This window comes from Aestuariivirga sp., assembly GCF_046294715.1.
Lineage (GTDB): Bacteria > Pseudomonadota > Alphaproteobacteria > Rhizobiales > Aestuariivirgaceae > Aestuariivirga.
Window position 1 is genome coordinate 182,524 of the sequence record NZ_JBKBKI010000001.1, and the last position, 23,878, is coordinate 206,401.

The 23,878-nt window shown below is 64.1% G+C and carries 18 protein-coding genes; 9 read left to right on the plus strand and 9 right to left on the minus strand.

Features of this window, described 5'->3' with window-relative positions; all coding sequences use genetic code 11:
- Positions 1 to 30: 30 nt before the first annotated feature.
- A complete protein-coding gene (locus tag ACK4HL_RS00990) occupies positions 31 to 1,323 on the minus strand; it encodes an amidohydrolase family protein (RefSeq protein WP_409755741.1) in 1,293 nt (430 codons plus the stop codon).
- Between the two features lie 134 nt (positions 1,324 to 1,457).
- Complete coding sequence (locus tag ACK4HL_RS00995) at positions 1,458 to 2,258, minus strand: helix-turn-helix transcriptional regulator (protein ID WP_409755744.1); 801 nt, start codon at positions 2,256 to 2,258, stop codon at positions 1,458 to 1,460.
- Positions 2,259 to 2,436: 178 nt separating this feature from the next.
- Between ACK4HL_RS00995 and ACK4HL_RS01000 the strand changes: the two genes are divergently transcribed.
- The 9 genes from ACK4HL_RS01000 to ACK4HL_RS01040 all read left to right on the plus strand — a co-directional run bounded on the left by ACK4HL_RS01000 (position 2,437) and on the right by ACK4HL_RS01040 (position 14,870).
- Positions 2,437 to 3,264, plus strand: coding sequence for an SDR family NAD(P)-dependent oxidoreductase (locus tag ACK4HL_RS01000; RefSeq protein WP_409755747.1), 828 nt, complete (start codon positions 2,437 to 2,439; stop codon positions 3,262 to 3,264).
- A gap of 37 nt (positions 3,265 to 3,301) precedes the next feature.
- Complete coding sequence (locus ACK4HL_RS01005; RefSeq protein ID WP_409755750.1) at positions 3,302 to 4,837, plus strand: trimethylamine methyltransferase family protein; 1,536 nt, start codon at positions 3,302 to 3,304, stop codon at positions 4,835 to 4,837.
- The gene (locus ACK4HL_RS01010) at positions 4,837 to 7,233 is read left to right on the plus strand and encodes an FAD-dependent oxidoreductase (RefSeq protein ID WP_409755753.1); all 2,397 of its coding nucleotides are present in this window, start codon (positions 4,837 to 4,839) and stop codon (positions 7,231 to 7,233) included. The genes ACK4HL_RS01005 and ACK4HL_RS01010 overlap by 1 nt, the downstream gene beginning before the upstream one ends.
- Positions 7,230 to 9,635, plus strand: a complete 2,406-nt coding sequence (locus ACK4HL_RS01015; protein ID WP_409755756.1) for an FAD-dependent oxidoreductase — start codon at positions 7,230 to 7,232, stop codon at positions 9,633 to 9,635. The genes ACK4HL_RS01010 and ACK4HL_RS01015 overlap by 4 nt, the downstream gene beginning before the upstream one ends.
- 16 nt (positions 9,636 to 9,651) lie before the next feature.
- Positions 9,652 to 10,962, plus strand: coding sequence for an aspartate aminotransferase family protein (locus ACK4HL_RS01020; RefSeq protein ID WP_409755759.1), 1,311 nt, complete (start codon positions 9,652 to 9,654; stop codon positions 10,960 to 10,962).
- Positions 10,959 to 11,714: a hypothetical protein gene (locus tag ACK4HL_RS01025; RefSeq protein WP_409755762.1), complete on the plus strand. Its 756-nt coding sequence runs from the start codon at positions 10,959 to 10,961 to the stop codon at positions 11,712 to 11,714. The genes ACK4HL_RS01020 and ACK4HL_RS01025 overlap by 4 nt, the downstream gene beginning before the upstream one ends.
- Before the next feature lie 186 nt (positions 11,715 to 11,900).
- Entirely contained in the window at positions 11,901 to 13,046 is a 1,146-nt protein-coding gene (locus ACK4HL_RS01030) for an efflux RND transporter periplasmic adaptor subunit (RefSeq protein ID WP_409755765.1), read from the plus strand.
- The gene (locus ACK4HL_RS01035) at positions 13,043 to 14,176 is read left to right on the plus strand and encodes an ABC transporter permease (protein WP_409755768.1); all 1,134 of its coding nucleotides are present in this window, start codon (positions 13,043 to 13,045) and stop codon (positions 14,174 to 14,176) included. Before ACK4HL_RS01030 ends, ACK4HL_RS01035 begins: the two co-directional genes overlap by 4 nt.
- Position 14,177: 1 nt before the next feature.
- A complete protein-coding gene (locus ACK4HL_RS01040) occupies positions 14,178 to 14,870 on the plus strand; it encodes an ABC transporter ATP-binding protein (RefSeq protein ID WP_409755771.1) in 693 nt (230 codons plus the stop codon).
- Between the two features lie 17 nt (positions 14,871 to 14,887).
- Here the strand turns inward: ACK4HL_RS01040 and ACK4HL_RS01045 are convergent, their stop codons facing one another.
- The 7 genes from ACK4HL_RS01045 to ACK4HL_RS01075 form a co-directional block, all read right to left on the minus strand.
- Positions 14,888 to 16,249 (minus strand): aspartate aminotransferase family protein, encoded by a 1,362-nt coding sequence (locus ACK4HL_RS01045; RefSeq protein WP_409755774.1) that lies wholly within the window; start codon positions 16,247 to 16,249, stop codon positions 14,888 to 14,890.
- A gap of 1 nt (position 16,250) precedes the next feature.
- Positions 16,251 to 18,173, minus strand: a complete 1,923-nt coding sequence (locus ACK4HL_RS01050; protein ID WP_409756118.1) for a putative 2-aminoethylphosphonate ABC transporter permease subunit — start codon at positions 18,171 to 18,173, stop codon at positions 16,251 to 16,253.
- Positions 18,174 to 18,252: 79 nt separating this feature from the next.
- Positions 18,253 to 19,386, minus strand: coding sequence for a putative 2-aminoethylphosphonate ABC transporter ATP-binding protein (locus tag ACK4HL_RS01055; protein ID WP_409755777.1), 1,134 nt, complete (start codon positions 19,384 to 19,386; stop codon positions 18,253 to 18,255).
- Positions 19,387 to 19,448: 62 nt separating this feature from the next.
- On the minus strand, positions 19,449 to 20,474 hold the full coding sequence (locus tag ACK4HL_RS01060) for a putative 2-aminoethylphosphonate ABC transporter substrate-binding protein (RefSeq protein ID WP_409755780.1): 1,026 nt from the start codon (positions 20,472 to 20,474) through the stop codon (positions 19,449 to 19,451).
- A 145-nt stretch (positions 20,475 to 20,619) separates the two neighbouring features.
- Complete coding sequence (locus ACK4HL_RS01065; protein ID WP_409755783.1) at positions 20,620 to 21,495, minus strand: carbohydrate ABC transporter permease; 876 nt, start codon at positions 21,493 to 21,495, stop codon at positions 20,620 to 20,622.
- Positions 21,496 to 21,529: 34 nt separating this feature from the next.
- Complete coding sequence (locus ACK4HL_RS01070) at positions 21,530 to 22,381, minus strand: carbohydrate ABC transporter permease (RefSeq protein ID WP_409756120.1); 852 nt, start codon at positions 22,379 to 22,381, stop codon at positions 21,530 to 21,532.
- 155 nt (positions 22,382 to 22,536) lie between these two features.
- Positions 22,537 to 23,850, minus strand: a complete 1,314-nt coding sequence (locus ACK4HL_RS01075) for an ABC transporter substrate-binding protein (protein WP_409756122.1) — start codon at positions 23,848 to 23,850, stop codon at positions 22,537 to 22,539.
- Positions 23,851 to 23,878: the final 28 nt, after the last annotated feature.

Below are 23,878 nucleotides of genomic sequence, written 5' to 3' on the forward strand. Positions count from 1 at the left end.
TGCTGTATCCTTTCCTGGGCTTGGTTCAGTTCAGTCTTCGGCAATCGGAGCATAATCAGCGGGATCGAGGCTCTCGGGTCGTCCGGGCAGGGACAGCCGCGCCAGCCGCGCCGGCGTTTCCGCCAGAATCTTTCCGCTCCGGATGACGGCAAGGCGGGTCGGCTTCATGCGCACCGCCTCGATTGGGTCGCGCGCCTGGAGCACCACCATGCTGGCGGGCCCGCCGACGCGAAGCGTGGGGTCCGGCAGGCCCATGGCCCTGGCGCCGTTGAGCGTCACTGAATCGAAGGCCCAGGCCATCGCCTCGCGCGAGGTCATCGGCACGGCATGTACGCCCATGTGCGCCACCTCTAGCATGTCGGCGGAGCCGAGCGAATACCACGGGTCCATCGTGCAGTCCTGCCCGAAGGCGACGTTGACCCCTGCCGCGCGCAGTTCGGCCACGCGCGTCAGCCCGCGGCGTCGCGGATAGGTGTCGGAGCGCCCCTGCAGCGTGATGTTGATCAGCGGATTTGGCACGATGTGAACGCCCGCCTCGGCGATCAGCGGGATCAACTTCGACGCATAGTAATTGTCGACGGAATGCATCGACGTGCAATGCGAACCGACGACCCGTCCTTGCAGGCCCAACCGCACGGTTTCCGCGGCGAGCGTCTCGATGTGGCGCGACATCGGATCGTCCGATTCGTCGCAGTGCAGGTCCACCGGCAGGCCACGCTCCGCCGCAATTTCGCAGAGACGGCGCACCGAGCGTGCGCCGTCTTCCATGGTGCGCTCGAAATGCGGGATGCCGCCCACGACATCCACCCCCATGTCGAGAGCCCGCAGCAGGTTGGCCTCGGCGGTTGGGCTGCGGTAGAGCCCATCCTGCGGGAAGGCCACGAGCTGCAGGTCGATGTAGGAGGCGACGCGCTTCCTCACCTCGAGCAGCGCTTCGGTGGCGGTCAGCCTGTCGTCGCAGACGTCGACATGCGAGCGGATCGACAGCAGCCCCTGCGAGACCGCAAGGTCGCAATAGCGGAGCGCCCGCTCCATCACTGCCTCATGGGTGAGGAGCGGCTTCAGTTCTCCCCACAGCGCGATGCCCTCCAGCAGGGTGCCGGATCGGTTCAGCCGCGGCAGGCCGAGGCTCAAGGTGGCGTCCATGTGGAAATGCGGGTCCGTGAAGGGAGGCGAAACGAGCCTGCCCCCGGTGTCAATGACGCGCTGCGCCTCCGCATCGATGCGGGGGGATATCTCGGCGATGCGGCCCGCTTTCACCGCGATGTCGGCCGGCTCCCTGCGTCCCGGCAGCCTCGCCGCTTTCACCAGCAAGTCGAGCATGCACGCCCCCACCCCCATGCCGCTCGGCCCGCCAGGCGGTGAGCGCTGTTTTGCCCGGAACAGTACCAGCTTTTACTCTTCGGTCAAAAAAATTTTGGGCCTCTCCGGAGGTTTTCACCAGCGGAAATTGCCAGTCACTGGCCCGCCTTCGAGCGACGATCCGCCGCGCCGATGTATTGCAGGAAGAGTTCGCGTTCGGTGGTGATATCGAGCTTCGTGTAGATGTTGCGGCGGTGGTTCTTGACCGTGCCGGGTGCGAGCCCCAGCTTGCGGGCAATACCTGCCGTGGGATGGCCCGCGAGGATCAGCCGGACGATCTCCCGCTCGCGCGGGCTGAGCTCCGGCCAGAGCCGTTCTTCGGCGCCGAGTGCCGCACCCTGACGCGGATCCTGCCCGGGTGCTGCGGGCTGTTCGGTCCGCCGAAAGGCCGGCCTCCTGCTCTTGAGGTCGAGGGCGTGAAGCGAGGCGAAGACCGGAAATTGTGCCTCCAGTCGCTTCACGTCGGCTGGGCTGAAACGGCCCTTGCTGCGGTCGAGAAAGATGCCGAGGCACCAGCCCTGGCCATCCTCCAGCAGCACGCCGAGCTCGTCCGTGATCACGGACTGCGCCAGGAAGTCCGCGATGTAGCGCACCGGAGCGGCGGCCAGCAAACGCACGACACCCGCCTTCTGCTTCTCGCGCCATTGCGCATAGAACGGGTCGTAGGGATAGAAGGTGTCCAGATAGCGCGCCACCATCTCGTCGGAATAGTTGCGGTGCGACACGAACTCCGGCCGTTCGCTCACCGAATAGCGCACCACTGTCACCAGATCGTGCGGCACCAGCGCGCCGACGAGATCGACCAGCCTTTCGACGTGGCGCTCGGAGCCTACGCCCTCGATCGCGGCGGCGAGCGCGCCGAGAAAGGCAATGTCGGGAATGCCGTCAGCCGGCATGCGCTGCCTCATGTACCCAAAGGCACATGGCTTGGGCCATGGACATCCTCTAGCATTCCCTTACTCACCCACGGTGGACACCCGAGCACATGACAGGCCCAGATCACTCTCGCCACCGGCACCATTCTCGCCGGACATCAAGCCGGGTTCAAGGCGGCACTCGCGCAGGGAGGCTTTCATGACGGGGCCTCTCGGCGGAAAGGCAGCCCTCGTCACCGGTGGCTTGACCGGGCAGGGGCTCGCCATCGCCAGGGCCTTGGCGAAGGACGGCGCCAATGTCGCAGCAGGTTCCTATGTGGGAGCCTCCGCGCGGCTCGGCGATGCCGCGGCCTATCCCGAAGGCGAGCAGGTCGAGGCGGTGCGCCGAGCGCTCGAGAGCCATGGTGGGCGCGTTTTCGCGGGCCATCTCGACGTGCGCGACATGGAGAGCATCCGCGGCTTCGTCGCGGCCGCCGAAAAGGATTGTGGCCCCATTGCCATTCTCGTCAACGCAGCCGGCACCACTGCCGAACAGCCGGTCTCGGGCCATCCCGATGCGCTCTGGGACAAGATCATCGACACCAATCTCACTGGTGCCTTCCGCATGACGCGCGAGGTGCTGCCCGGCATGATCGCCCGGCAATGGGGGCGCATCATCAACATTGGTTCGACGGCGGCCACGGTGGGGTGGAAGGACAATCCCGCCTATTGCGCTTCGAAGGCGGGGCTCCTCGGCTTGACCCGCTGCGTCGCGCTCGAAGGGGCGGCGCATGGCGTGAGCTGCGTGATGATATCGCCCACCTGGGTCGAAACAGAGCTGATGCGCCGGAATGTCGAGCAACTCGTTGCCCGCGAAGGCAAGGGCCGCACCCTCGAGGACGCGATGGCGGAGATCGCCGCACAGAACCCGCAGCACCGCATCATCCAGCCGGGCGAGGTCGCCGCGCTTGCCGCATGGCTATGCCGAGAAGACGCCCGCGGGATCACCGCAGAGAACATCCAGATCACCGGCGGCGCGCTGTGGTGAACGGGCCGCGGCGCCAGGAGAAGGCCAGACAGATCGCATGACACGCACGAGCACAAGGCGCCGCAGCCGATCCTCCGAAAGCCCGGAACTCCGGCAGAATGCCCAGCGCGCTCCCTATATCTCCCGCCAGCTCGACACTTTCGGCGTTATGAGCGTCGAAGGCCTCGAACTGATCGAGCGCAACGCCGACACCATCCTCAAGGAAACCGGGATGGAGTTCCATGGCGATCCCGAAATCCTCGACATCTTCCGGGAGGCGGGTTGCGACGTCCAGGACACGCGGGTGCGCTTCGAGCCGGGCTTCTGCCGCAGGACCATCCAGGCGACGGCGCCCGCCTCCTTCATGCAGCATGCGCGGAACCCGGCGAACAGCGTGAAGCTCGGCGGCAACGCCACCGTGCTCTGCCCCTCCTGGGGGCCGCCCTTCGTGCACGATCTCGACCGCGGCCGCCGCTATGCCGCCTATGCGGACTTCGTGGAGCTCGTCAAGCTGCACCAAAGCCTGCCCTGGCTCCACCATTCGGGCGGCGTCGTCTGCGAGCCGGTGGACCTGCCCGCCAACAAGCGCCACCTGGACATGCTCTACGCCCACATCCGCTGGTCCGACCGGGCCTTCATGGGCGCCTTCATCGGGGCGGAGCGGGCGGGCCATGCCATCGACATGGCGCGCATCCTGTTCGGCGCGGATTACGTGGCCCAGAACCCCGTGCTCTATTGCGTGTCCAACACCAATGCGCCGCTGGTGCTCGATGCCAACATGTCAGGCGCCCTCAAGACCTATGCCCGCGCCGGCCAGCCGGTGGCCTGTACGCCGTGGGTCCTGACGGGGGCGATGAGCCCCACGACTGTGGCCGGGACACTGGCGCAGGTGCTGGCCGAGGCGACCGCCTGTCTCGCCCTCGTCCAACTCATCAACCCTGGTGCGCCGTGCCTGATGGGAAGCTTCGCCTCCACCATGTCTATGCAGTCCGGGGCTCCGACCTTCGGCACGCCGGAAGCGGGCCTGATGGTGCTGGCGGCCGGGCAGCTGGCGCGCCGCCTCGGCGTGCCGCTTCACACCGTGGGAACGCTCTCCGCCTCGAAGCTCCCGGACGCGCAGAGCCAGCAGGAGGCCACCTGGGGCCTGCTGATGTCGATGTTCGCCGGGGCGAACCTCATCAACCACGCAACGGGGTGGCTCGAGGGCGGGCTCGTCACCTCCTACGAGAAGACCATCATCGACGCCGATCTCTGCGGCAAGGTGGCACGCTTCTTCGATGGCATCGACCTCAGCGAAAACGCCCAGGCGATGGCGGCCATCGCCCAGACGGGACCCGGGCAGCACTTCCTCGGCAGCGAACACACGCGGCTCAATTTCATGGCCGCATTGTTCCGGCCGCTGACGCCCGACAACAATTCCTTCGAGCAGTGGCAGGCGGAGGGTGGCAAGGATGCGGCGACCCGCGCCAACGCGTTGTGGAAGAAGCAGCTCGAGCACTATGAAGACCCGGGCCTCGACCCGGCCGTCGACGAGGCGCTCCAGGACTATATCGCGAAGGTGAAGGCCTCCATGCCCGATGTGAACTATTTCTGATGCCGGAGATCGTCATCATCGGCGGCGGCGCCGTGGGCCTGAGCGTGGCCTATCATCTGGGCAGGAGCGGCGCGAAGGACGTCGTGCTCCTCGAGCGCAACCAGCTCACCTCCGGCACGAGTTGGCATGCGGCGGGGATCGTCGGGCCGCTGCGCGCGACCGCCAGCATGACGCGGCTCGCCTCGCATGCGCTGGATCTCTTTCCGCGGCTCGAAGCCGAGACCGGGATGAGCACCGGCTACCGCCGCACCGGCGGCTACTGGCTCGCCCGCGTGCCGGAACGCATGGACGAGCTCAGGCGCATCTGCGCCGTGGGCCGCCACATGGGGCTTACCCCATCGATCGTGACCCCGGACGAAGTGACCATTCCGCAGCTGGAGCTTGGCGGCCATGTCGGCGCGCTGTTGGTGCCGGAGGATGCCAACGTCAACCCGGTCGATCTCTGCATGGCCTATGCGCGGGCCGCGAAGACCCATGGCGTCAGCATCCGCGAGGGCGTGGGCGTTTCCCGCATCCTGTCGAAGAACGGACGCGTCACGGGGGTGGCGCTGGCGGACGGCAGCACGCTCCCCGCTGCGCATGTGGTGCTCTGCGCGGGGGCGTGGTCGAAGAAGCTCGCCGACGAGGCGGGCGTTGCCCTGCCGCTGCAGGCTGTCGAGCACATGTACATCGTCACCGAGCCGATGTCCGGGCTTCCCAACCCATTCCCGGTGGTGCGCGACCTCGACACCGGCATCTACGTGAAGGGCGATGCCGGCCGCCTCGTGATCGGCGGCTTCGAGCCCGATGCCAAGCCATGGGACGCCTATGGACCGGAAGGCGACCGCGCCTTCCTCGAACTGCCGGAGGACTGGGACCAGTTCGGCCCCTTCATGGAAGCAGCCCTCGCCCTCATCCCGCAGCTCGCCGAGACGGGCATCCAGCGCTTCATGAACGGGCCTGAGAGCTTCACCGCCGATACGCGGCCCTATGTGGGCGAGACGCCGGAGATCGACGGCCTCTATGTGGCGGCGGGAATGAACTCGGTGGGGATCATGAGCTCCGCCGGGATCGGCGACGTTCTTGCGGAATGGATCGTCAGCGGCCATGAGCCGCGCGACCTCTGGGGCGTGGACATCGCCCGCGCCGACCCGAAGGCGGCTTCTCACGCCCACATGAAGGAGCGCATGCGCGAGGCGGTCTCCGACCTCTTCGCCGTGCACTGGCCCTTCAAGCAGCCGACTGCCGGGCGGGGCCTGCGCAAGTCGCCGCTGCACGAGCGCTGGGCGGCGCAAGGCGCCGTTTTCGGTCTCACGGTGGGCTGGGAACGCGGCCTCTGGTATGCCCCGGACGAGTCGGAACGAAGCCTCCCCTATTCGGTGAGCGGCGAACAGCCCTGGCAGAAGATCGCCGAACGCGAGGCGGCCGAGATGCAGGAGGGTGCGGCGCTGCTCGACCTGACGCCCTTCGGCAAGTTCGATGTCTCGGGGCCGGATGCGCTGTCACTTCTCAATCATATCGCTGCGGCGCAGATCGGCGTTGCCGTGGGCCGCGCCGTCTACACCCCGCTCCTCAACGACAGGGGCGGCATCGAGGCGGACGTGACCATCACGCGCCTCGCCGAGGATCGCTTCCGTATTGTCTCGGGTGCCGCCACGCGGCGGCGCGACCTGGCGCTGCTGCGCCGCGCAGCGCAGGATATGAGCGTGACCATCGCGGATTGCACGGAAGACTTCTGCGTGATCGGCGTGATGGGTGCTGCCGCGTGCCGCATGCTCGCAGCGCTTTCGCCGGATGACTGGCAGGACTTCCCCTTCACTACCGCGCGGGAGGTGAGGGTGGCCGGCGTTTCCTGCCTCGCAACGCGCATCTCCTATGTGGGCGAGCTCGGCTGGGAGCTCACCATCGCCAATCAGGGCGCGGAAAAGGTTTTCGACGCGCTGATCGCCAAGGGTGCCAAGCCGATGGGGCATTATGCGCTGAACGGCTGCCGCATCGAGAAGGGTTTCCGCCACTGGGGACACGACCTCGGCCCCGAGATCACGCCGCTCGAGGCGGGACTCGGCTTCACCATCGACTGGTCGAAGGACTTCCGCGGCAAGGCAGCACTCGAACGCCAGAAGCAGCAGGGCATCACCCAGCGTCTCGTGCTCCTGTCGCTCGAGGGCGGCCCGCTGATCATCCATGACGAGCCGGTGATGGAGAACGGCACGGTGGTGGGGCTCACGACGTCCGGCGCCATGGGTGTGCGCACCGGGCTCAGCCTGGCGCTGGCGCTGGTCAACGTCGCATCCGGCGAGAGCCTGGCCCGGACGGCGGAGCGCAAGTTCGAGGTGGATATCGCCGGGCGGCTCCACCCGGCGGCGGTTCTCCTGAGGCCGCCCTACGACCCGGCAGGAAAGAGGATCCACTCATGACGGACGTGAACGTGGTGATCATCGGCGGCGGCGCCATGGGCTGCTCGCTGCTCTATCACCTCGCCAAGGCGGGCTGGCGCGATATCGTGCTGGTGGAGAAGAACGATCTGACGCATGGCTCGACCTGGCATGCCGCGGGTCTCTGCACGCATTTCGCCCACAACCCGACGATCCAGGAGCTGCGCGCCACCTCGGTTCGGCTCTACCGCGACATCCTGCCGGAGGAGGCGGGCGAGAGCTGCGGCTTCCACCGTTCGGGTGCCATGCGCGTCACCCGCAACCCGGACCGGATGGACGAGTTCCGCCATGTGGCGGGCCTCTCCGAGTTCACCGGCTACAAGCTGGAGATCGTGGGTCCGGAGCGCATCGCCGAGCTTCATCCGCTGGCGGTGCTGGACGGGCTTCTGGGCGGCATCTACGAGCCCGACGACGGCCATGTGGACCCTTCGCTCGCCACCAACGCCATGGCCAGGGTGGCACAGCGCCACGGCGCTGTGATCCAGCGCTACAACCCGGTGCTGGCGATCCGCCGCGAAAGCGGCCGCTGGGTGGTGGAGACGAAGACCGGCACGCTCAGGGCGCTGCACATCGTCAACGCCGCCGGCACCTGGGGCTTCGAGATCGGCCGCATGATGGGCGTCAACGTGCCCTCCGTGCCGGTGCTCCACCAGTATCTCGTCACCGACACGGTGCCGGCCATCGCCGCGCGCCAGAAGGAAGGCGCGCCCGAGCTTCCCATCATCCGCGACCCTGAGGAGAGCTGGTATTGCCGACAGGAGCGCGACGGCTTCATCCTCGGGCCATACGAGAAGCAGGCGCATGTCTGGTCGGTCGACGGCGTGCCGCCGGACTTCGGCGCCGAGCTGATGCCGCCCGATCTCGACCGGGTCGAGCACATCATCGAGGCAGCCATCGCGCGGGTGCCTGCACTTGCCACGGCGGGCGTCAAGACCGTTGTCAACGGCCCCATCACCTTCACGCCGGACGCCAATCCGCTGATCGGCCCCGCCCATGGCGTGCCGAACGCCTGGCTCCTCACCGGCTCCTCGATGGGCATCATGGAAGGCGGCGGATCGGGCAGGTTCCTGGCGCACTGGATGACGCATGGCGCGCCGCCCATGGACGCGCTTGCCGTCGACAGCCGCCGCTTCGGCCCCTGGGCCGGCAGGGACTACCGCGTCGAGAAGGCCGTCGAATGCTTCGGGCTGCAGTTCGGTGTGCATTACCCTTTCGAGGAGCGCCCTGCCGGCCGCAATCTCCGGCTTTCCCCGCTGCACGACCTGATGCGCGAGCGGGGTGCGGTGATGGGGGCCGCCCATGGTGCCGAGCGGCCCAACTGGTTCTCGGACAAGGCTCATGACGAGAACCGCGACAGCTTCCGCCGCACCAACTGGTTCGACGCCGTGGCGCGTGAGGTGGACGCGGTGGCGAACCGCGTGGGCCTCGCCGATCTCTCGGTCTTCTCCAAGTTCGAGGTGACGGGCCCCGAAACGCTCCGCTTCCTCGATGCTCTCGGCGCCAATGTTTCGCCGAAGCCCGGCCGCGTCGGCCTCACGCATGCCCTGACGCCGGCGGGCGGCGTCGCCTCGGAGTTCACCGTCACCGTCTTCTCGCCGGAGCGCGCCTATCTCAACTCCGCCGCGGCGGCCGAGGAGATGGATTTCGACCTGCTCATGGAACGAGCGCAGGGCTTCGACGTGACGATCAGCAACCGCACGGACGAGCTGGCGGTGATCGGGCTGATGGGGCCCAAATCCGTCGATGTGCTGGGCAACCTCACGGATGCCGATATCGGCAAGGCCTTCCCGTGGCTCTCGGCGCGCGAGATCGAGGTTGCCGAAGTCTCAGCGCGCGTGCTGCGCGTGTCCTATGTGGGCGAGGCGGGTTTCGAGCTTCACGTGGCGCGCAGGGATGCGGCAAAGCTGTTCCTAGCGCTGGAGGGGGCGGGCAAGCCCTTCGGCATCGGGTTCTACGGCGCCTATGCCGCCAATTCCATGCGGCTCGAGAAGGGCTACCGCGCATGGGGCATGGACCTGACGACGGAGCGGTCGCCGCTCGAAACCGGCCTCAAACATCTCGTCAAGCCCGAGGGACGCAGCTTCATCGGCCGCGAGGCCATGCTGAAGCGATCGCCCAACTGGGACATGGTACTGCTCGAGATCGACACCGACGGCGAGGTTGAGCCCTTCTATTCCCACGCCGTGTTCGCGCAAGGGCGCCCGGTGGGCGTCGTCACCTCCGGCGCCTATGGCCACCGCGTGAGGAAGTCCCTGGCGCTCGCCTTCCTGCGCGAGCCGCAGGTGCGGGAGGGGCTCACCGCCAAGCTGCTGGGGCGCGAGCGCCCGGCGCGCATTCTCGACGCTCCGCCCTATGATCCGCAGAACCTGAAGCTCAAGGCCTGACACGAGGAGGCTCCCCATGAAAGACGCACTGGACATCGAATGGACGATCGAGGCCACGGCGCGGCGCCGCGACACCTATTACGCTGCGTCCCAACGCAAGTTCGTGCCCTTCAAGGAGCCGATGGTGTTCCGAAAAGGCTCCATGCAGTATCTCTGGGACGTCGCGGGCAGGAAGTACACCGATCTCCTCGGCATGAACGTGTGCATCTCGGTCGGCCACTCGCACCCGACCGTCGTCAAGGCGGCGATGGAGCAGGCTCAGGAGCTCACCCACTGCACCACCATGTTCTATCACCCGGTGCCGGCCCACTTCGCCGAGGAACTCGCCGCCACCATGCCGAAGGGGCATGAATGGGTGGTGCACTTCACCAACTCGGGCTCGGAAGCGATCGACCTCGCCATGGTGATGGCCCGCACGTATACGGGCAACCTCGACCTCCTGGCGCTCCGCACGGCCTATCACGGCCCCACTTCCGCCGCGCAGTCGATCACCGGCATCGCGGGTTTCCGCCATCCCGGCATGCCGGGCAACGTCGCCTTCGTGCCGGAGCCAAACCAGTATCGCGGCATCTTCGGGCCCGGCGCCGAGCCCTATCTCGACGAGATCGAGCGCACCATCGCCAGCGCCACGCCAGGCCACGTGGCGGGGATCTTCGTCGAGAGCGTTCAGGGCTATGGCGGCATCGTCGAGATGCCGAAGGGTTACATGGCGGGGGCGGCCGAGCGCGTGCGCGCCGCCGGCGGGCTCTACGTGGCGGACGAGGTGCAGTCTGGCTTCGGCCGCACCGGCGATCACATGTGGGGCTTCGAGGCCGACGGCGTGGTGCCGGACATCGTGGTCATGGCGAAGGGAATCGGCAACGGCTTCCCGCTCGGGGCCGTGGTGGCGAAGAAGGCCATCGGCGAGGCGATGGCGGGCAAGTTCATGTTCCACACCTATGGCGCCAACCCGACGAGCTGTGCCGCTGGCCGCGCCGTCCTCAAGGTGATCCGGGAGGAGAAGACGCAGGAGAACGCCCGCACCGTGGGCGGCGCGCTTCTCGCCCGGCTGAAGGACCTGCAGCAGCGCCACAAGGCGATCGGCGACGTGCGCGGCCGCGGGCTGATGCTGGCGATCGAAATGGTGAAGGACCGCAAGACCAAGGAGCCTGACGCCGAGGTCACCGCCGCCGTGTTCGAGAACTGCCGCGCCCAGGGCCTGATCCTCTCCAAGTCGGGTCCGCACCGCTCGGTGCTGCGCATGGTGCCGCCCATGTGCCTGTCGATCGATGACGTGGACAATGTGGCGGAGGGAATCGACCGCGCCTTTCGGGAGGTTGCCGCATGAGCCATCCCATCATCGCCTTGTGGTCGCATCCGCGCTCGATGTCGACCGCATTCGAACGCATCATGCGGGCGCGGGGCGATTTCGAATGCCTCCACGAGCCGTTCATGTATGACTACTACATCAATCGCTCAACCAAGGAGATGCCGCACTTCAACGCGCTGGACGAGCACCCGAAGCGCTATGACGAGATCCGCACCATGATTCTCAGGAAGGCGGAAAATGGTCCCGTCTTCTTCAAGGACATGAGCTATTACGTCGTGCCGCATATCTTCGACGACGAGGCGTTCTTCGCGCGGGTGACGCACAGCTTCCTGATCCGCTGCCCGAAGGCCTCGATCCTCTCCTATGCGAAACTCGACCCTCAGATGCTGCTGGACGAGATCGGTCTCGAGGCGCAATCGCGTCATGCCGACATCGTGATGGCGCGCACCGGCAAGCCTCCCGTGGTGGTGAGAAGCGAATCAGTCCAGGCGGACCCCGAAGGCCAGTTGCGCAAGTATTGGCAAGCGCTGGGACTTGCCGACAAGCCGCAAGCGCTCAACTGGGAGGATCCTGCCCCCGAGGATTGGCAACAGGTGCAGGGCTGGCACCAGGACGTCATGGCGAGCCGCACGATCCGCCCCATTACCCCGGAACAGCAGGCGCGCATTGAGCAGGAATTCGTGAAGCTCACCGAAACCGAGCCGCGGTTTGGCGAATATTTCGCGCACCACAAGCCGTTCTACCTGAAGCTCCTGCAGTTCGCGCTCTAGCCGTTTATTCGGTCCACCACTCTCGGGCGTGGCGAGATGCCGCCCTACCCTTAGCTGCCGTGAAGCGCCTGCTTGTGGCAAATACATGCTGCTGGCATGAAAAACTGCGGGAGCGGCATCATGCCGGCACAGAAGGCGCACCTGTAGGAAACCTGATGGATCCGGGTGGCAAAGGAGGGCGGACCGATGCGGAAACGTTGGCTCTATGGGGCCCTGGCGGTGCTCGTACTTGGCGGTGCGGCGCTCCTTTTCACGGAACGGCCACTGAGCGTTGCAGTAGTGAGGCCGGAGAGCGACGTCGTGCTGCGTATCTACGGGCTTGGCACCGTCGAGGCGCGCGTTCTGAGCCGGATTGGTTTCGAGGCTGGTGCAGCGCTCGCCACGCTCTCCGCCGACTTGGGCGACCAGGTGCAGAAAGGTCAGGAACTGGCCAAATTGAATCCGGCCGAGCAAGAGGCTCGCGTGGCTCGCGCCAGAGCTGCCGTGGAAGAAAACACCGCGAGCATGGCCAAGGCGAAGGCGGCGGTGGTTCGCGCCCGGGCGATGCTGGCGCAACGCGAGGCGGCCAACAAGCGGCAGCAGAGTCTCGCCCGGAGTGATGTGGCCTCCGTCCAGCGGGCCGAAGAAGCGCAGCGCGACGAGGATGTCGCCCGCGCCGACCTCGCCGTCGCCGAAGCCGACCTGGCGGTGATCCGGGCGCAGGCTGCCGACGCAGCGGCCGCATTGATGCTGGAAGAAACTCTTCTGAGCCACCATCGGCTGACTGCCCCCTACGATGCCGTCATCGTTGCGCGTCATGCCGAGGCGGGAACTGTGGTCAAGGCGGGTGAGCCGATCTTCACCCTCATCGACCCGTCCACAATCTGGATTCAGGCCTACATCGACGAGGAACGTGCAGGTCAGCTGGAGCTCGGCCAAACCGGGACGATCCGCCTGCGCTCGCAGCCACACGTGCAGTTCAACGGAACCGTCAGCCGCATCGGCCTGGAGAGCGACCGGGTGAACGAAGAGCGCCGCGTCTGGCTCGTCTGTTCAGACTGCCCCAGACCCATGTATCTCGGCGAGCAGGCGGAGGTGCGCATCACCACGGGCAAGCGCGCATCGGCGCTGATGGTGCCGGAAGTGGCGATTTCAGGTTTCGACGGCCATCGCGGGAAGGTCTGGTTGGTTCGGGAGGGCCGCCTCACTGAGGCGGCGTTGACGTTCGGCGCGCGCGACGACCGCGGCAGGGTTGAGGTGAAGAATGGGGTTCCAGACGGCGCCCTCATCGTGGCGCTGCCACCGAAGGGGGTTGACGAAGGTCGGCTGGCGCACGTCGAGGACGGCCCATGAACCTGGCTCTGAAGGATATCCGGCACGGTCTGTTCCGCTTCGTCCTCACTTGCTTCGGACTGGGACTCCTCATGACCGTCGTGCTCGCGATGATCGGCATCTACAACGGACTCGTGGCCGACGCGCTGGCGGTGGTGAAAGGCCCTCGCGCCGATGTGTGGGTCGTTGAGGCCGGCACCAAGGGACCCTTCGCCGAGGCATCCAGCATCCCCGCAGATACGCGAGACGCAGTTGCGCGCATGCCGGGCGTGAGCGAGGCCGGCGCTGTGACATATCAATCCGTGGAAGCCAGCCACAAAGGGCGCAAGCTCAGGCTTTATGTAATCGGATTCGAACCCGGCCGCCCCGGAGGTCCGCAACGCATCGTCAAGGGCCATGGTATCGGTGCCAGTCACTTCGAACTCCTGGCTGACCGCAAGACAAATCTCTCAATCGGCGACACGATACGCTTGGGGCGCGACCGATTCACGGTGGTGGGGCTCGTGGAGGATGCACTCAATTCCGGTGGAGATCCGGCCGTGTTCGTCACGCTTGCCGATGCTTTGGCGCTGCAGACGGCAATCGATCCGGCCGCCGCCCGGGTGCAGACGGCGCGTGGAGGAGATCCGATGAAACCCCCAAGCGTGGCTGCCGTCATTGCCCGTGTGGCACCAGGTGCCGACGTGGATCTGCTGACCGCCACGGTTCGGCAGTGGAAGCATCTTGCTGCATTGACGCAGGCTGAACAGGAGGAGCTCCTCCTCGTCTCGGTGGTCGACCGGGCGCGGCGTCAGATTGGCCTTTTCCTGGGCATTCTGCTCACGGTCTCCGCCGTGGTGATTGCGCTGATCATCTACACCATGACCATGGAAAAGCTGAAGCAGATCGCCACGCTGAAGCTGATCGGCGCGCCCAACCGGCGGATCGTGGGCATGATCCTGCAGCAGGCTCTGATTCTCGGCGGTGCCGGGTGGGGAACCGGCCTGGTCCTCATCTTGCTCGTCAAGGACTATTTTCCGCGCCGCGTCGTACTGGAGCCGTTCCACGCGCTCGTTCTGGCCGGGATCATCTTCCTCGTCTGTATCGCCGCGTCGGGCCTGGGCGTGCGGGTGGCCACGAAGGTGGACCCGGCCACCGCCCTCGGGAGCTGACATGGCGCTAGGCGAAATCCTCATCGATGTTTCGGGCGTGGCCAAGCACTATGGCGAGGGCGAGACCCGGGTTGACGCCTTGCGAGCAGTCGACCTCCAGGTGAAGGCTGGCGAGGTCATTGCACTCCTTGGTCCTTCTGGCTCCGGCAAGACCACGCTTCTGAACGTGATCGGCTGCATCATCGATCCCTCCGCCGGCAGAGTGGTGCTCGATGGCGAACCGGTATTCGACGGAAAGTGGCTCAGGCGCGACCTCAGGCGACTGAGGCTGGAGAAGATCGGATTCATCTTTCAGGCCCACAACTTGCTGCCTTTCCTCACGGCAGAAGAGAATGTCGCGATCGTCCTGGACCTAGCAGGCTGGTCGTCCGATGAAGGCCGAAAGAGGGCGCGCGAACTGCTCGACTACCTGCAGGTCGGTCACCGGGCACCGATGAAGCCTGCCCATCTTTCCGGCGGCGAGGCACAGCGCGTCGCGATCGCGCGCGCCCTTGCCAACCGGCCCCGCATCATTCTCGCGGACGAACCGACAGCTGCGCTCGACAGCAGCCGCGCGCAGCTCGTCATGGATCTTCTGCGCAGGCTCGCAGCCGAGCAGGAAGCCTGCATCGTGACAGTCACACATGACGAAAAGATATTCGACCGCTTCGACCGCCTGGTTCAGCTGCGGGACGGTCGTCTCGTTGGCGCCTGACTCCCGGCACCGGGCGCTCAGGTCTCCGGCTCGAGTGCTGCGATGCTCTCGATCACGATATTCAGAGCTTGGCCGAGGTCTTCCTCGGAAATGGTGAGCGGCGGGCAAAGCGTCAGGACATTTCCGCCTCCGGTCTTGAAACTCAGCCCCCGGGAAAGGCATGAGTAGAGGATGCCATCTGCAAGAGAGTGGCTCGTCTGGCCGCCATAATTCCGGAGCTCTACCCCGAAATATAGCCCCGCACCCCGCACGTCCCGAACGGCAGGATGATCGCCGAGGGCCGACCTTAGGGTGGAGAGTCCCGCCTCTCCCATCTGTCTAGCCCGATCGACCAGCCGCTCCTCCGCGATGACGTCGAGTGTTGCCAGTGCGGCCGCACATCCGACGGAGCTCTTCTCATGGGTGTAGTGTCCAAGCGCCGCCTGCGGCACGACATCGAGGTTGCCCCGGCCGATCATCGCGGCCATGGGCATGATCCCTCCGCCGAGTCCCTTGCCGATCACCAGGATATCCGGCACGGCACCTACCTGTTCGCACATGAACATCGTTCCGGTGCGCGCCAGGCAGCTCGGAATCTCGTCGAAAATCAGAAGCGTGCCATGCCGATCGCAGGAACGGCGAACCCTTTCCCAGAAGCCTGGGGGCGGCGACTCGACAGTGGTCCAGCGCATCGGCTCGGCCAGAACGGCAGCAACGTCCCCCTGCACGTCGAGAACATAGTCGATATAGTCCGCAAGCCGCTCGTGCGCCCTGCCATCGGCGCCGAAGAATCGAGCTGCCATGCCGGGCGGCGGTACATGCTCGGTACCTGGCAGAAGCGGGCCGACATCGGCGCGGAAGATGGCTTCGCCGCCGACTGCAATGGCGTCGAGATTCGCGCCATGGAACGCATCCCACATGCTGACTGTCTTGTGCCGTCCCGTGGCATAGCGGGCCAGCTTCAGCGCCATCGAGATCGCCGCTGCACCGCTGGGCGCAAAAAGCACCTTGGCTTCATCCATCGGTGCCAAGCTTGAGAGGCGGCTCGCCAGGCCGATGGCGAAGCGGTTGGTGTAGCGGCGTGGCGAAAACGGCAGTTCGTCCAGCGCCGCCTTGACTGCCGTGACCACCTTCGGGTGGCCGTAGCCGAGCTGGTGCACCGAGTTTCCATGAAAATCGAGGATGTATCGGCCTTCGACATCCACGAGGTGACTGCCTGAACTCGCCTGGAGGGCGTTGAGGCAGGGGGTCGACAGCGACTGGCGAAAGAAGTACTTCTCATCCTCGTCTAACCAAGCCCGCGTCACGGGCCCGATGTGGTTCTCCGCCCACTCACGCCGGCCGGGCGAAATGTTGGAGTCGCCTTCTGCATTCGACCGGTCGCCGGGCTTGCCCTTCATGTCACCGCGCCCTCCAGGCCTGGGTGCGCCGCATCAGCCCGCGCGAGGCCGCCGCGTGAAGGCCGCGCGCAATCACATTGGTGTAGAAGATCATCATGCCCATGGCCGCCGCCGATGCGATGTCACCCGCATCATCCATGTTCAGCACGGCGACCGATGCGAGCTTCGTGGTGGGCGAGTACAGGAAAACGACTGCGGAAACGGTCGTCATGGCATTTACGAAGAGGTAGATCGAGATGTCGAGGATGGGCGGCATGCACACCGGAACGGTGACCCGGCTGAAGAGCCGCCATGCCGGCTGCTTCAGCGACGCGGAAACACTCTCGAATTCAGGGTCCAGCTGCTTGAGCGCCGTGAGTGCCGTGAGATGGGATACCGTGTAGAAGTGAGTGATCGAACTCACGACCAGAATCGTCATCGTGCCATAAAGGACGTGAAGCGGATTGGCAGGATCGTTGAAGAAGAAGATGTATGAGAGTCCCAACACCAGCCCCGGAACGGCGAGCGGCAATATGGCGAGCATGTGAAGGGCGCCTCGGGCAGCCTTCATTCCCTGCATCTTCTCGACAACATAGGCCCCCACGAACACGATCGCCGTTCCAGCGACGGCGACGTAGAGTGCCATGCGGATGGAATTGAAATAGGCCTCCCAGCCGCCGCCATCGGTGCGACTGAAGTCGAAGTTCGCGAGTCCGAGGCTCAGGTCATAGGGCCAGAGCTTCACCAGCGCGGCAAATTGGCAAACCAGCAGGATACCGACGATGAAGCAGGATACCGCAATGCAGTACAAGAAGGCCGCCCCATCCAGCCTGCGGTTTGGACGCGGTGCATACGGAACTGACCTCGCCGACAGAACGGATTGCTGCCGCCTCGTGACGATGCGATCGACGATGAAGGCTGCGACAGCGGGAATGAGCAGCACCACGGAGACGACGGCACCCATCTCAAAATTCTGCTGGCCGATGACCTGCTTATAGATGTCCACAGCCAGAACGTTGAACTGGCCGCCGATCACCTTCGGCAATCCGAAGTCGGTGATGACGAGGGTGAAAGTGACGAAGGCCGCAGAGATCAGGCCATACCGCGCGCCCGGAAGAGTCACGGTGAGGAAGCGCCGCAATGGAGATGCCCTGAGAGAAATCGCAGCCTCATGCAACCTCGCATCCGAGAGCGCAAGAGCGGTCGCGATGATGATAAAGGCGTGCGGAAGGGAGAAGAACACGGAACCAATGATGATCCCGATGGGACCGTAAATCGAGTGACCGAACAGCAGGGGCGTCATGAAGCCTTGCTTGCCGAACATGTAGATGAGCGCGATTCCCGGTAACAACGACGGCACGAGGATCGGGATCATCATCACCAGCCTGAAGAATCCCTTCCCTGGTATGCAGGTGAGCAACAGGGCATAGGCGAAGACGAAGGCCAGAACCACGGTGATTACGGTTGCGAAAGATGCGACGAATACGGAGTTCCAGATCGAGTCCACCAACGAGGGCGTGGAGAAATATGTGATGTAGTTCTCCAGCCCCCGGCTTGCTGCAGGCCGCATCGTCACCCGGCGGAAATCATTGGCACTATATTCATGCCATTCCATGTCGGCAATCCGCAGCGAACCGGCGAGGTGAACCGCACCTGCCTCGGCATTACGGAAGCGGTAGATTTCAGGTCCGCGGAAACTGAAGCCTTCAATGAAGTCCACGACCGCAAGCCTGCCGTCCGAGTTCGTGGCAAGTGATGGCTGCTTGTCCGCGGGGAGCTGGCCCGCCAGCTCGGAAACCCTCAGTGGAGGCTGCCAGCCGTCACCCCTGTTGATCTGAACTTCGAAAGCCGCCAAGTCGAAACGGAAGGTCGTCATCGACTTCGACAGCATGGCGTAAAGAGGCAGCGCCAGGGTGGCGATAAGATAAAGGCCGATCAGGGCCATGAAGGCGACTTGCAGTGCGCGGTCGCCATCTACACCGGCGAAGAAGGAGCGTCTTGCGGAAGTCAGGGCACCGGCCGCATCAGCCACGGCGGCCCTCCGGCGTGAAAACGTGGAGCCGCTCGGCCGGCAACTCAACGGTCAGCATCACGCCTTGCGTGATGGACAACCGGCGCACGGCGTTGATCGAAAAATGAGCATCGAGGTCCTGACTGCCGAAAGCCTCGGACGTGAGCCATGCACGCCAGTGCGAGCCTAGGAACTCCATATCGCGCACCAGCGCCTTGAATTGGTTCCGGCCATCTCCCTGGCCTAGCTCGGAAGGGATTACATCCTCCGGGCGCAGAGTGAGAATGGCCTTAGATCCGGCAGCAAGGCCGTGTTTGTGGCAGACGAGGTTCACTGCACCGAAACTCACGCTTTCAGGAGCGTTGGCAGTCACTTCAAACTTGTTCATGCTCCCCACGAAGTCAGCGACGAAAAGCGAGGCGGGCTCCCGGTAAATCTCAGTCGGCGTTCCGATCTGCTCGATCACACCATGGTTCATCACCACCACCCTGTCGGCCATCGACAGGGCCTCTTCCTGATCATGCGTGACCATGATTGTCGTGACTGCGAGCCGGCGCTGCAACTGCTTGACTTCGTGGCGCAGATGCCCCCTGACCTTGGCATCAAGCGCGGAGAGAGGCTCGTCCAGGAGAAGCAGTCCCGGCGATATGGCAAGAGCCCGGGCGAGCGCGATGCGCTGCTGCTGGCCTCCGGAGAGCTGGCCAGGATACTTCTTGCCCTGGTCGGGAAGGCCAACAAGTTCCAGTAACTCCTTGACCCTCAACCTGATCTTTTCCCTGTCGCGCTCGACGCTCTGCAGTCCGTAGCCAACATTCTGCTCGATCGTGAGGTTCGGAAACAGAGCATAGGACTGGAATACGATGCCGAAATCGCGTTGAGAAGGCCGCAGGTGCGAGATATCCCTTCCCCCCTGCTCAATGCGGCCCTCGGTCTGCATCTCGAGCCCAGCGATGGCGCGCAGGAGCGTTGTCTTGCCGCAGCCTGAAGGCCCCAGAAAGCAAACAAACTCACCGGCATAGACGTCGAGCGAAATGTTCTTGAGCGCGAGGAAGCTGCCAAAGCTCTTGCTGAGGCCGTGGACGCGGAGATAGACGTCTCGATGCCCGGCGCTGGACGTCAGTCCGGAACTGGATTCGCTGCTGATCACTGGAATGTACCTGGAAAGAAGGACAGGGCCCCGGTGAACACCGGAGCCCCGCGGTTTCTCGGTCAGCCTTTCGGCTCGGACTTCGAATCGTAGCGCTTCTGCCATTCCTCGAGAATGGCCTTCCGGTTATTCGCCGCCCATTCGAAGTCATTCTTGATCATGCGCTGCACGGCTTCGGGCGGATAGTTGGGAACCTCTTTGGCAACGCCCGGATAGGCCACGACCGCGTAACCGACGTTGTACATCTCGTTGGCCTGCTTGGTGATCGTCCAGTCCACCAGGGTTTTCGCTGCCTCGAGCTTCGATGTGCCCGCGACAATGGCGGTGGCCTCCATGTCCCAGCCCACGCCCTCGCTCGGGATGATCACTTCGATTGGCGCGCCGCCGGCTTTTTCCTTTGCGCCGCGGAAGGCGAAGGAAATGCCCATCACCGCTTCACCGGCCCCGGCCATCTTGCAGGGCTTCGAGCCGGAGTGGGTATAGCTGGCGATGTTCTCATGAAGGGCATCCATGTACTTCCAGCCCTCCTCCTCGCCGAAGAGCTGCAGCCAGCTCGACACGTCGAGGAAGCCTGTACCCGAGGAGTTCGGGTTGGGCATCACGATCATTCCCTTGTATTCCGGCTTGAGCAGGTCCTTCCACGAGGTCGGTGGCTTGACACCGGCCTTCTCGCCCTCAACCGTATTGTAGCAGATTGCCGCGATCCATGCGTCCATCCCGGTCCACTGCGGCGGGCTCGCGGTGTCGACGAATTTGGGATCGAGATTTTCTACACCTTTCGGCGCGTAGGGCTCGAGCATGCCTTCAGACTTGAGGAGCATCAGAGACGTGGCGGCGAGCCCCCAGACCACGTCTGCCTGCGGATTGTTCTTCTCCGCCAGCAACTTCGCGGTGACCACGCCGGTGGAATCGCGAACCCAGTTGATCTTGATGTCCGGGTGATCCTTGTTGAAGGTCTCCGCATAGCGCTGCAGATCCTCTGCCTCGACGGCGGTGTAGACGGTTAGTTCGGTTTCTGCGAAAGCCGCCGTGCCGGTCAAGGCGGTGGCGAGAACAGCAGCCTGAAAGAACCTGCGGTTTAGCTTCATCGTCTTCTCCCTCGTTAAACGGCCATCGTTCTTTATGGATTGTATGAAGGATCGATGACGGTGGCAGTTTGCGCGCGGCGCTTCAGCCGAGTCAAGTTCGGATATGTCCTTGGGGCGGCCGCAGCGCACGTCGGGGGCGGTCTGCTTATTCCTTCACGGCGCCGGTCATGGAGGAGACGTAGTGATCCACAAAGAATGAGTAAAGAATAACCACGGGCAGCGAGCCAAACAGCGCCCCCGCCATCAGCGCACCCCACTCGAACACGTCACCCCGCACAAGTTCCGTCAGCACGCCTACTGGAACTGTCTTGTTCTCGGAAGACTGTATGAAGGTGAGTGCATAGATGAATTCGTTCCACGACAGCGTGAATGCGAAGATGCCGGCCGAGATCAGGCCGGGTACGGCGAGAGGCAGGATGATACGGCGAAGGATCTGCCAGCGGGATGCCCCATCGACAAGGGCGCTCTCTTCGAGTTCATAGGGTATCGAGCGGAAGTACCCCATCAGCAGCCAAGTGCAGAAGGGAATGAGGAAGGTGGGATAGGTGAAGATCAGCGCCAGCCGCGAGTCGTAGATGCCGATGTTGAAGACAATGAACGCAAGCGGAATGAACAGGATGGAGGGCGGCACCAGGTAGGCGAGAAAGATCAGGAGCCCCACCGTCCTCGCCCCGGTGAACCGCACGCGCTCGATGGCGTAGGCGGCAAGCACCGACGTCACCAGCGAAAGAATGGTTGACGCAACCGAGACCAGCATCGTGTTCCAAAGCCAGCCCGGATAGGAGGTCTCGAACAAGAGATAGCTGACATGCTCGAGTGTGGCGCCGGCAACCCAGAAGGGACTGTGGTTCTCATAATCCGTCAACTGGGAATTTGGCTTCACCGAGGTGATCGCCATCCAGTAGAAGGGAAACAGCAGAACGAACAAGAAGATAGCAAGCGGCAGATAAACGACGACGAGCCTCCGCGGGAGCCGGTTGAGATAGCTCATTCCCTCGGCATCGTCGCGAAGGTCTGGCATGGCACTGGCCGGCGGCTGTTTCACTTGCTAGCCCTCAGTCCTGTCCACCCTGTTGCCACTTGCGCCGCTGCAGCCCGAAGAAGCTGAACAGGATCGCAGCAAGCAGGAACGGAATCATCGCGACGGCGATTGCAGCGCCTTCGCCCAGTTGCCCTCCGGGAATGCCGCGCTGAAACGAAAGTGTGGCCATCAGGTGCGTGGCATTGACGGGCCCGCCCTTCGTCAGCACATAAATGAGCTGGAAGTCTGTAAAGGTGAACAGCACCGAGAAGGTCATCACCACGGCGATGATGGGCGTCAACATCGGAAGCGTGACATAGCGGAATCGCTTCCAGGGCGTGGCGCCGTCAAGCGATGCCGCCTCCTGCAGCGACGGTGGAATGGTTTGGAGGCCGGCCAGCAGCGAGATCGCCACGAAAGGAATGCCGCGCCAGACATTGGCGGCGATCACCGAAAGGCGGGCATTTGTCGGATCGCCGAGAAAGTTGATCGGCTGGTCGAGCAGTCCCATTTCCATGAGTGACCAGGATACTATCGAAAACTGCGCATCATATATCCACCAGAACGCCAGAGCCGAGAGCACGGTCGGCACCACCCAGGGGAGAAGCACGATCGCGCGGAAGAACGACTTGAATGGCAGATTCTCGTTTAGCAGCAGGGCCAGCCAGAGGCCGAGGGCAAACTTCAACACCGAGGCAACGAAGGTGTAGAGAAGCGTGTTGAACACCGACAGCCAGAATACGTTGTCATCAAAGAGGAATTCATAGTTCTCGATACCGATGAAGATGCCCGGTTTTCCGATGCGGGTATCGGTGAAGCCGAGCCAGACGCCGAGCCCCAACGGATAGGCGAGAAACCCGACCAGGAAGACTGCGGCGGGCAGCATGAACAACAACCCGAGCGCCGCCCGGTTATTGTCGAGCCACGACAGGAACCCGCCGGAGTGAGGCGAGAGGGTCTCGGGTGCAGAGGTCATGCTTCTTCCGTACCAATCCTGAAGGAGAGCCGCCTACCTGAAGGCGGCTCTCCGTTGCCGAGGCGTCAAACCCGATAGTAGCGGTTCGCCCGTTTCTCCGCCTGCGCCGTTGCATCTTCAGGAGACGTGCCGCCCGTCACTGCCGAGGCAAACATGTCGACCAGCACGTAGTCGGCCATGACGGCCGCCGATGCATAGCCAAGTGGACCCGCGTAGCCATTTGGGCGGAGCGTCTCCGAAGCCCGCGCGTAAGGCGCGTGGATGGGATCTGACGTCCACACCGGGTTGGAGGCGAAGGCTTTCAGCGGCTGGCAGCAATAGGCGCTCGAACCCTCGATCCAGGCGTTCATCTGTTCGGCCTCCATCATGAACTTGAGATAGGCCTTGCAGGCATTCGGATATTGCGTGTGGTTGAACACGATGGCTTGCGTGGTCTGATGCAGCTCGACGCTCTGGCCAACCGGCCCGATCGGGAAGTTGGTGGAGCGCAGATCCGCCGCCAGTTCCTTGGTCTTCTCGTCGTTCTTCGCGGCATAATAGAGCGATACGCCGTTGGCGGTCAGCGAAATCTGACCGGCCAGAAATGCGCGATTGTTGTTGATGTCAAGCCACCCTTCGGTACCCGGGATGAAAGTCTCATAGAGAGACTTGGCATAGTTGATCGCCGCAATCGTCTCAGGGCTGTTGATGACGACGTTGCCGCTCTCGTCCACCATCTTGCCACCATGGCTCCACAGCAGCCAGTGGACATAGTTGTTTCCGTCCCCCACCGCCTTGCCGTGCGCAAAACCAGCGGGAGTACCTTTGGCCTTCATTGCCTTGCAGAGTTCCAGGAAGCCCCCAGTGTCCTTCGGAAACTCCTTGAAACCGGCTGCTTCGATGTGACTCTGGCGGTAGCACACGGCATTGCCGATGGTCGCCACCGGAAGAGCGATGAACTTCCCGTCGCGCACGGCATAGCCCTTCATTCCCTCATAGTAGCCGCCGTACTTGGCTTCGAGGTAGGTTCCCAGATCGGTGAGGTCGAGCAGCTTGTCGGGGTATTGATGGGGATCGTCGAACCACACGAGCATCATGTCGGGTCCGGATCCCACGTTTGCGGCAACGGCGGCCTTCGGGCGGATGTCCTCCCAGCTTTCCTTGTCCACCCGAACCTCGATACCAGTGGCATCTGAGAACTTCTTCGTGTTGGCGAGCCACGCGTCCTCGTCGCCCTTGACGAAGGGTGTCCAGCGCAAGAGACGCAGACTGGCGCCCTGTTCGGGCGTATAGTTTGGCTCCTGCGCGAAGGCCGGCCGGACATTTTGGAAGCCAAACCCCGCCATGCCGGCGGTCAGTCCTGCCGAAGCCATCAGTAGATCGCGTCTGTTCATCGTCATCTGGTCCTCCTCTGCATGCTCGGGATTC

Bases quoted from the DNA above. Each gene is read 5' to 3' on its own strand.
- ACK4HL_RS01030 (WP_409755765.1), top strand. From the start codon at position 11,901: ATGCGGAAACGTTGGCTCTATGGGGCCCTGGCGGTGCTCGTACTTGGC.
- ACK4HL_RS01000 (WP_409755747.1), top strand. From the start codon at position 2,437: ATGACGGGGCCTCTCGGCGGAAAGGCAGCCCTCGTCACCGGTGGCTTG.
- ACK4HL_RS00990 (WP_409755741.1), bottom strand. From the start codon at position 1,323: ATGCTCGACTTGCTGGTGAAAGCGGCGAGGCTGCCGGGACGCAGGGAG.
- ACK4HL_RS01020 (WP_409755759.1), top strand. From the start codon at position 9,652: ATGAAAGACGCACTGGACATCGAATGGACGATCGAGGCCACGGCGCGG.
- ACK4HL_RS01010 (WP_409755753.1), top strand. From the start codon at position 4,837: ATGCCGGAGATCGTCATCATCGGCGGCGGCGCCGTGGGCCTGAGCGTG.
- ACK4HL_RS01075 (WP_409756122.1), bottom strand. From the start codon at position 23,850: ATGACGATGAACAGACGCGATCTACTGATGGCTTCGGCAGGACTGACC.
- ACK4HL_RS01045 (WP_409755774.1), bottom strand. From the start codon at position 16,249: ATGAAGGGCAAGCCCGGCGACCGGTCGAATGCAGAAGGCGACTCCAAC.
- ACK4HL_RS01070 (WP_409756120.1), bottom strand. From the start codon at position 22,381: ATGCTGCCCGCCGCAGTCTTCCTGGTCGGGTTTCTCGCCTATCCGTTG.
- ACK4HL_RS01050 (WP_409756118.1), bottom strand. From the start codon at position 18,173: ATGGCCCTGATCGGCCTTTATCTTATCGCCACCCTGGCGCTGCCTCTT.
- ACK4HL_RS00995 (WP_409755744.1), bottom strand. From the start codon at position 2,258: ATGCCGGCTGACGGCATTCCCGACATTGCCTTTCTCGGCGCGCTCGCC.
- ACK4HL_RS01015 (WP_409755756.1), top strand. From the start codon at position 7,230: ATGACGGACGTGAACGTGGTGATCATCGGCGGCGGCGCCATGGGCTGC.
- ACK4HL_RS01065 (WP_409755783.1), bottom strand. From the start codon at position 21,495: ATGCCAGACCTTCGCGACGATGCCGAGGGAATGAGCTATCTCAACCGG.
- ACK4HL_RS01035 (WP_409755768.1), top strand. From the start codon at position 13,043: ATGAACCTGGCTCTGAAGGATATCCGGCACGGTCTGTTCCGCTTCGTC.
- ACK4HL_RS01025 (WP_409755762.1), top strand. From the start codon at position 10,959: ATGAGCCATCCCATCATCGCCTTGTGGTCGCATCCGCGCTCGATGTCG.
- ACK4HL_RS01040 (WP_409755771.1), top strand. From the start codon at position 14,178: ATGGCGCTAGGCGAAATCCTCATCGATGTTTCGGGCGTGGCCAAGCAC.
- ACK4HL_RS01005 (WP_409755750.1), top strand. From the start codon at position 3,302: ATGACACGCACGAGCACAAGGCGCCGCAGCCGATCCTCCGAAAGCCCG.
- ACK4HL_RS01060 (WP_409755780.1), bottom strand. From the start codon at position 20,474: ATGAAGCTAAACCGCAGGTTCTTTCAGGCTGCTGTTCTCGCCACCGCC.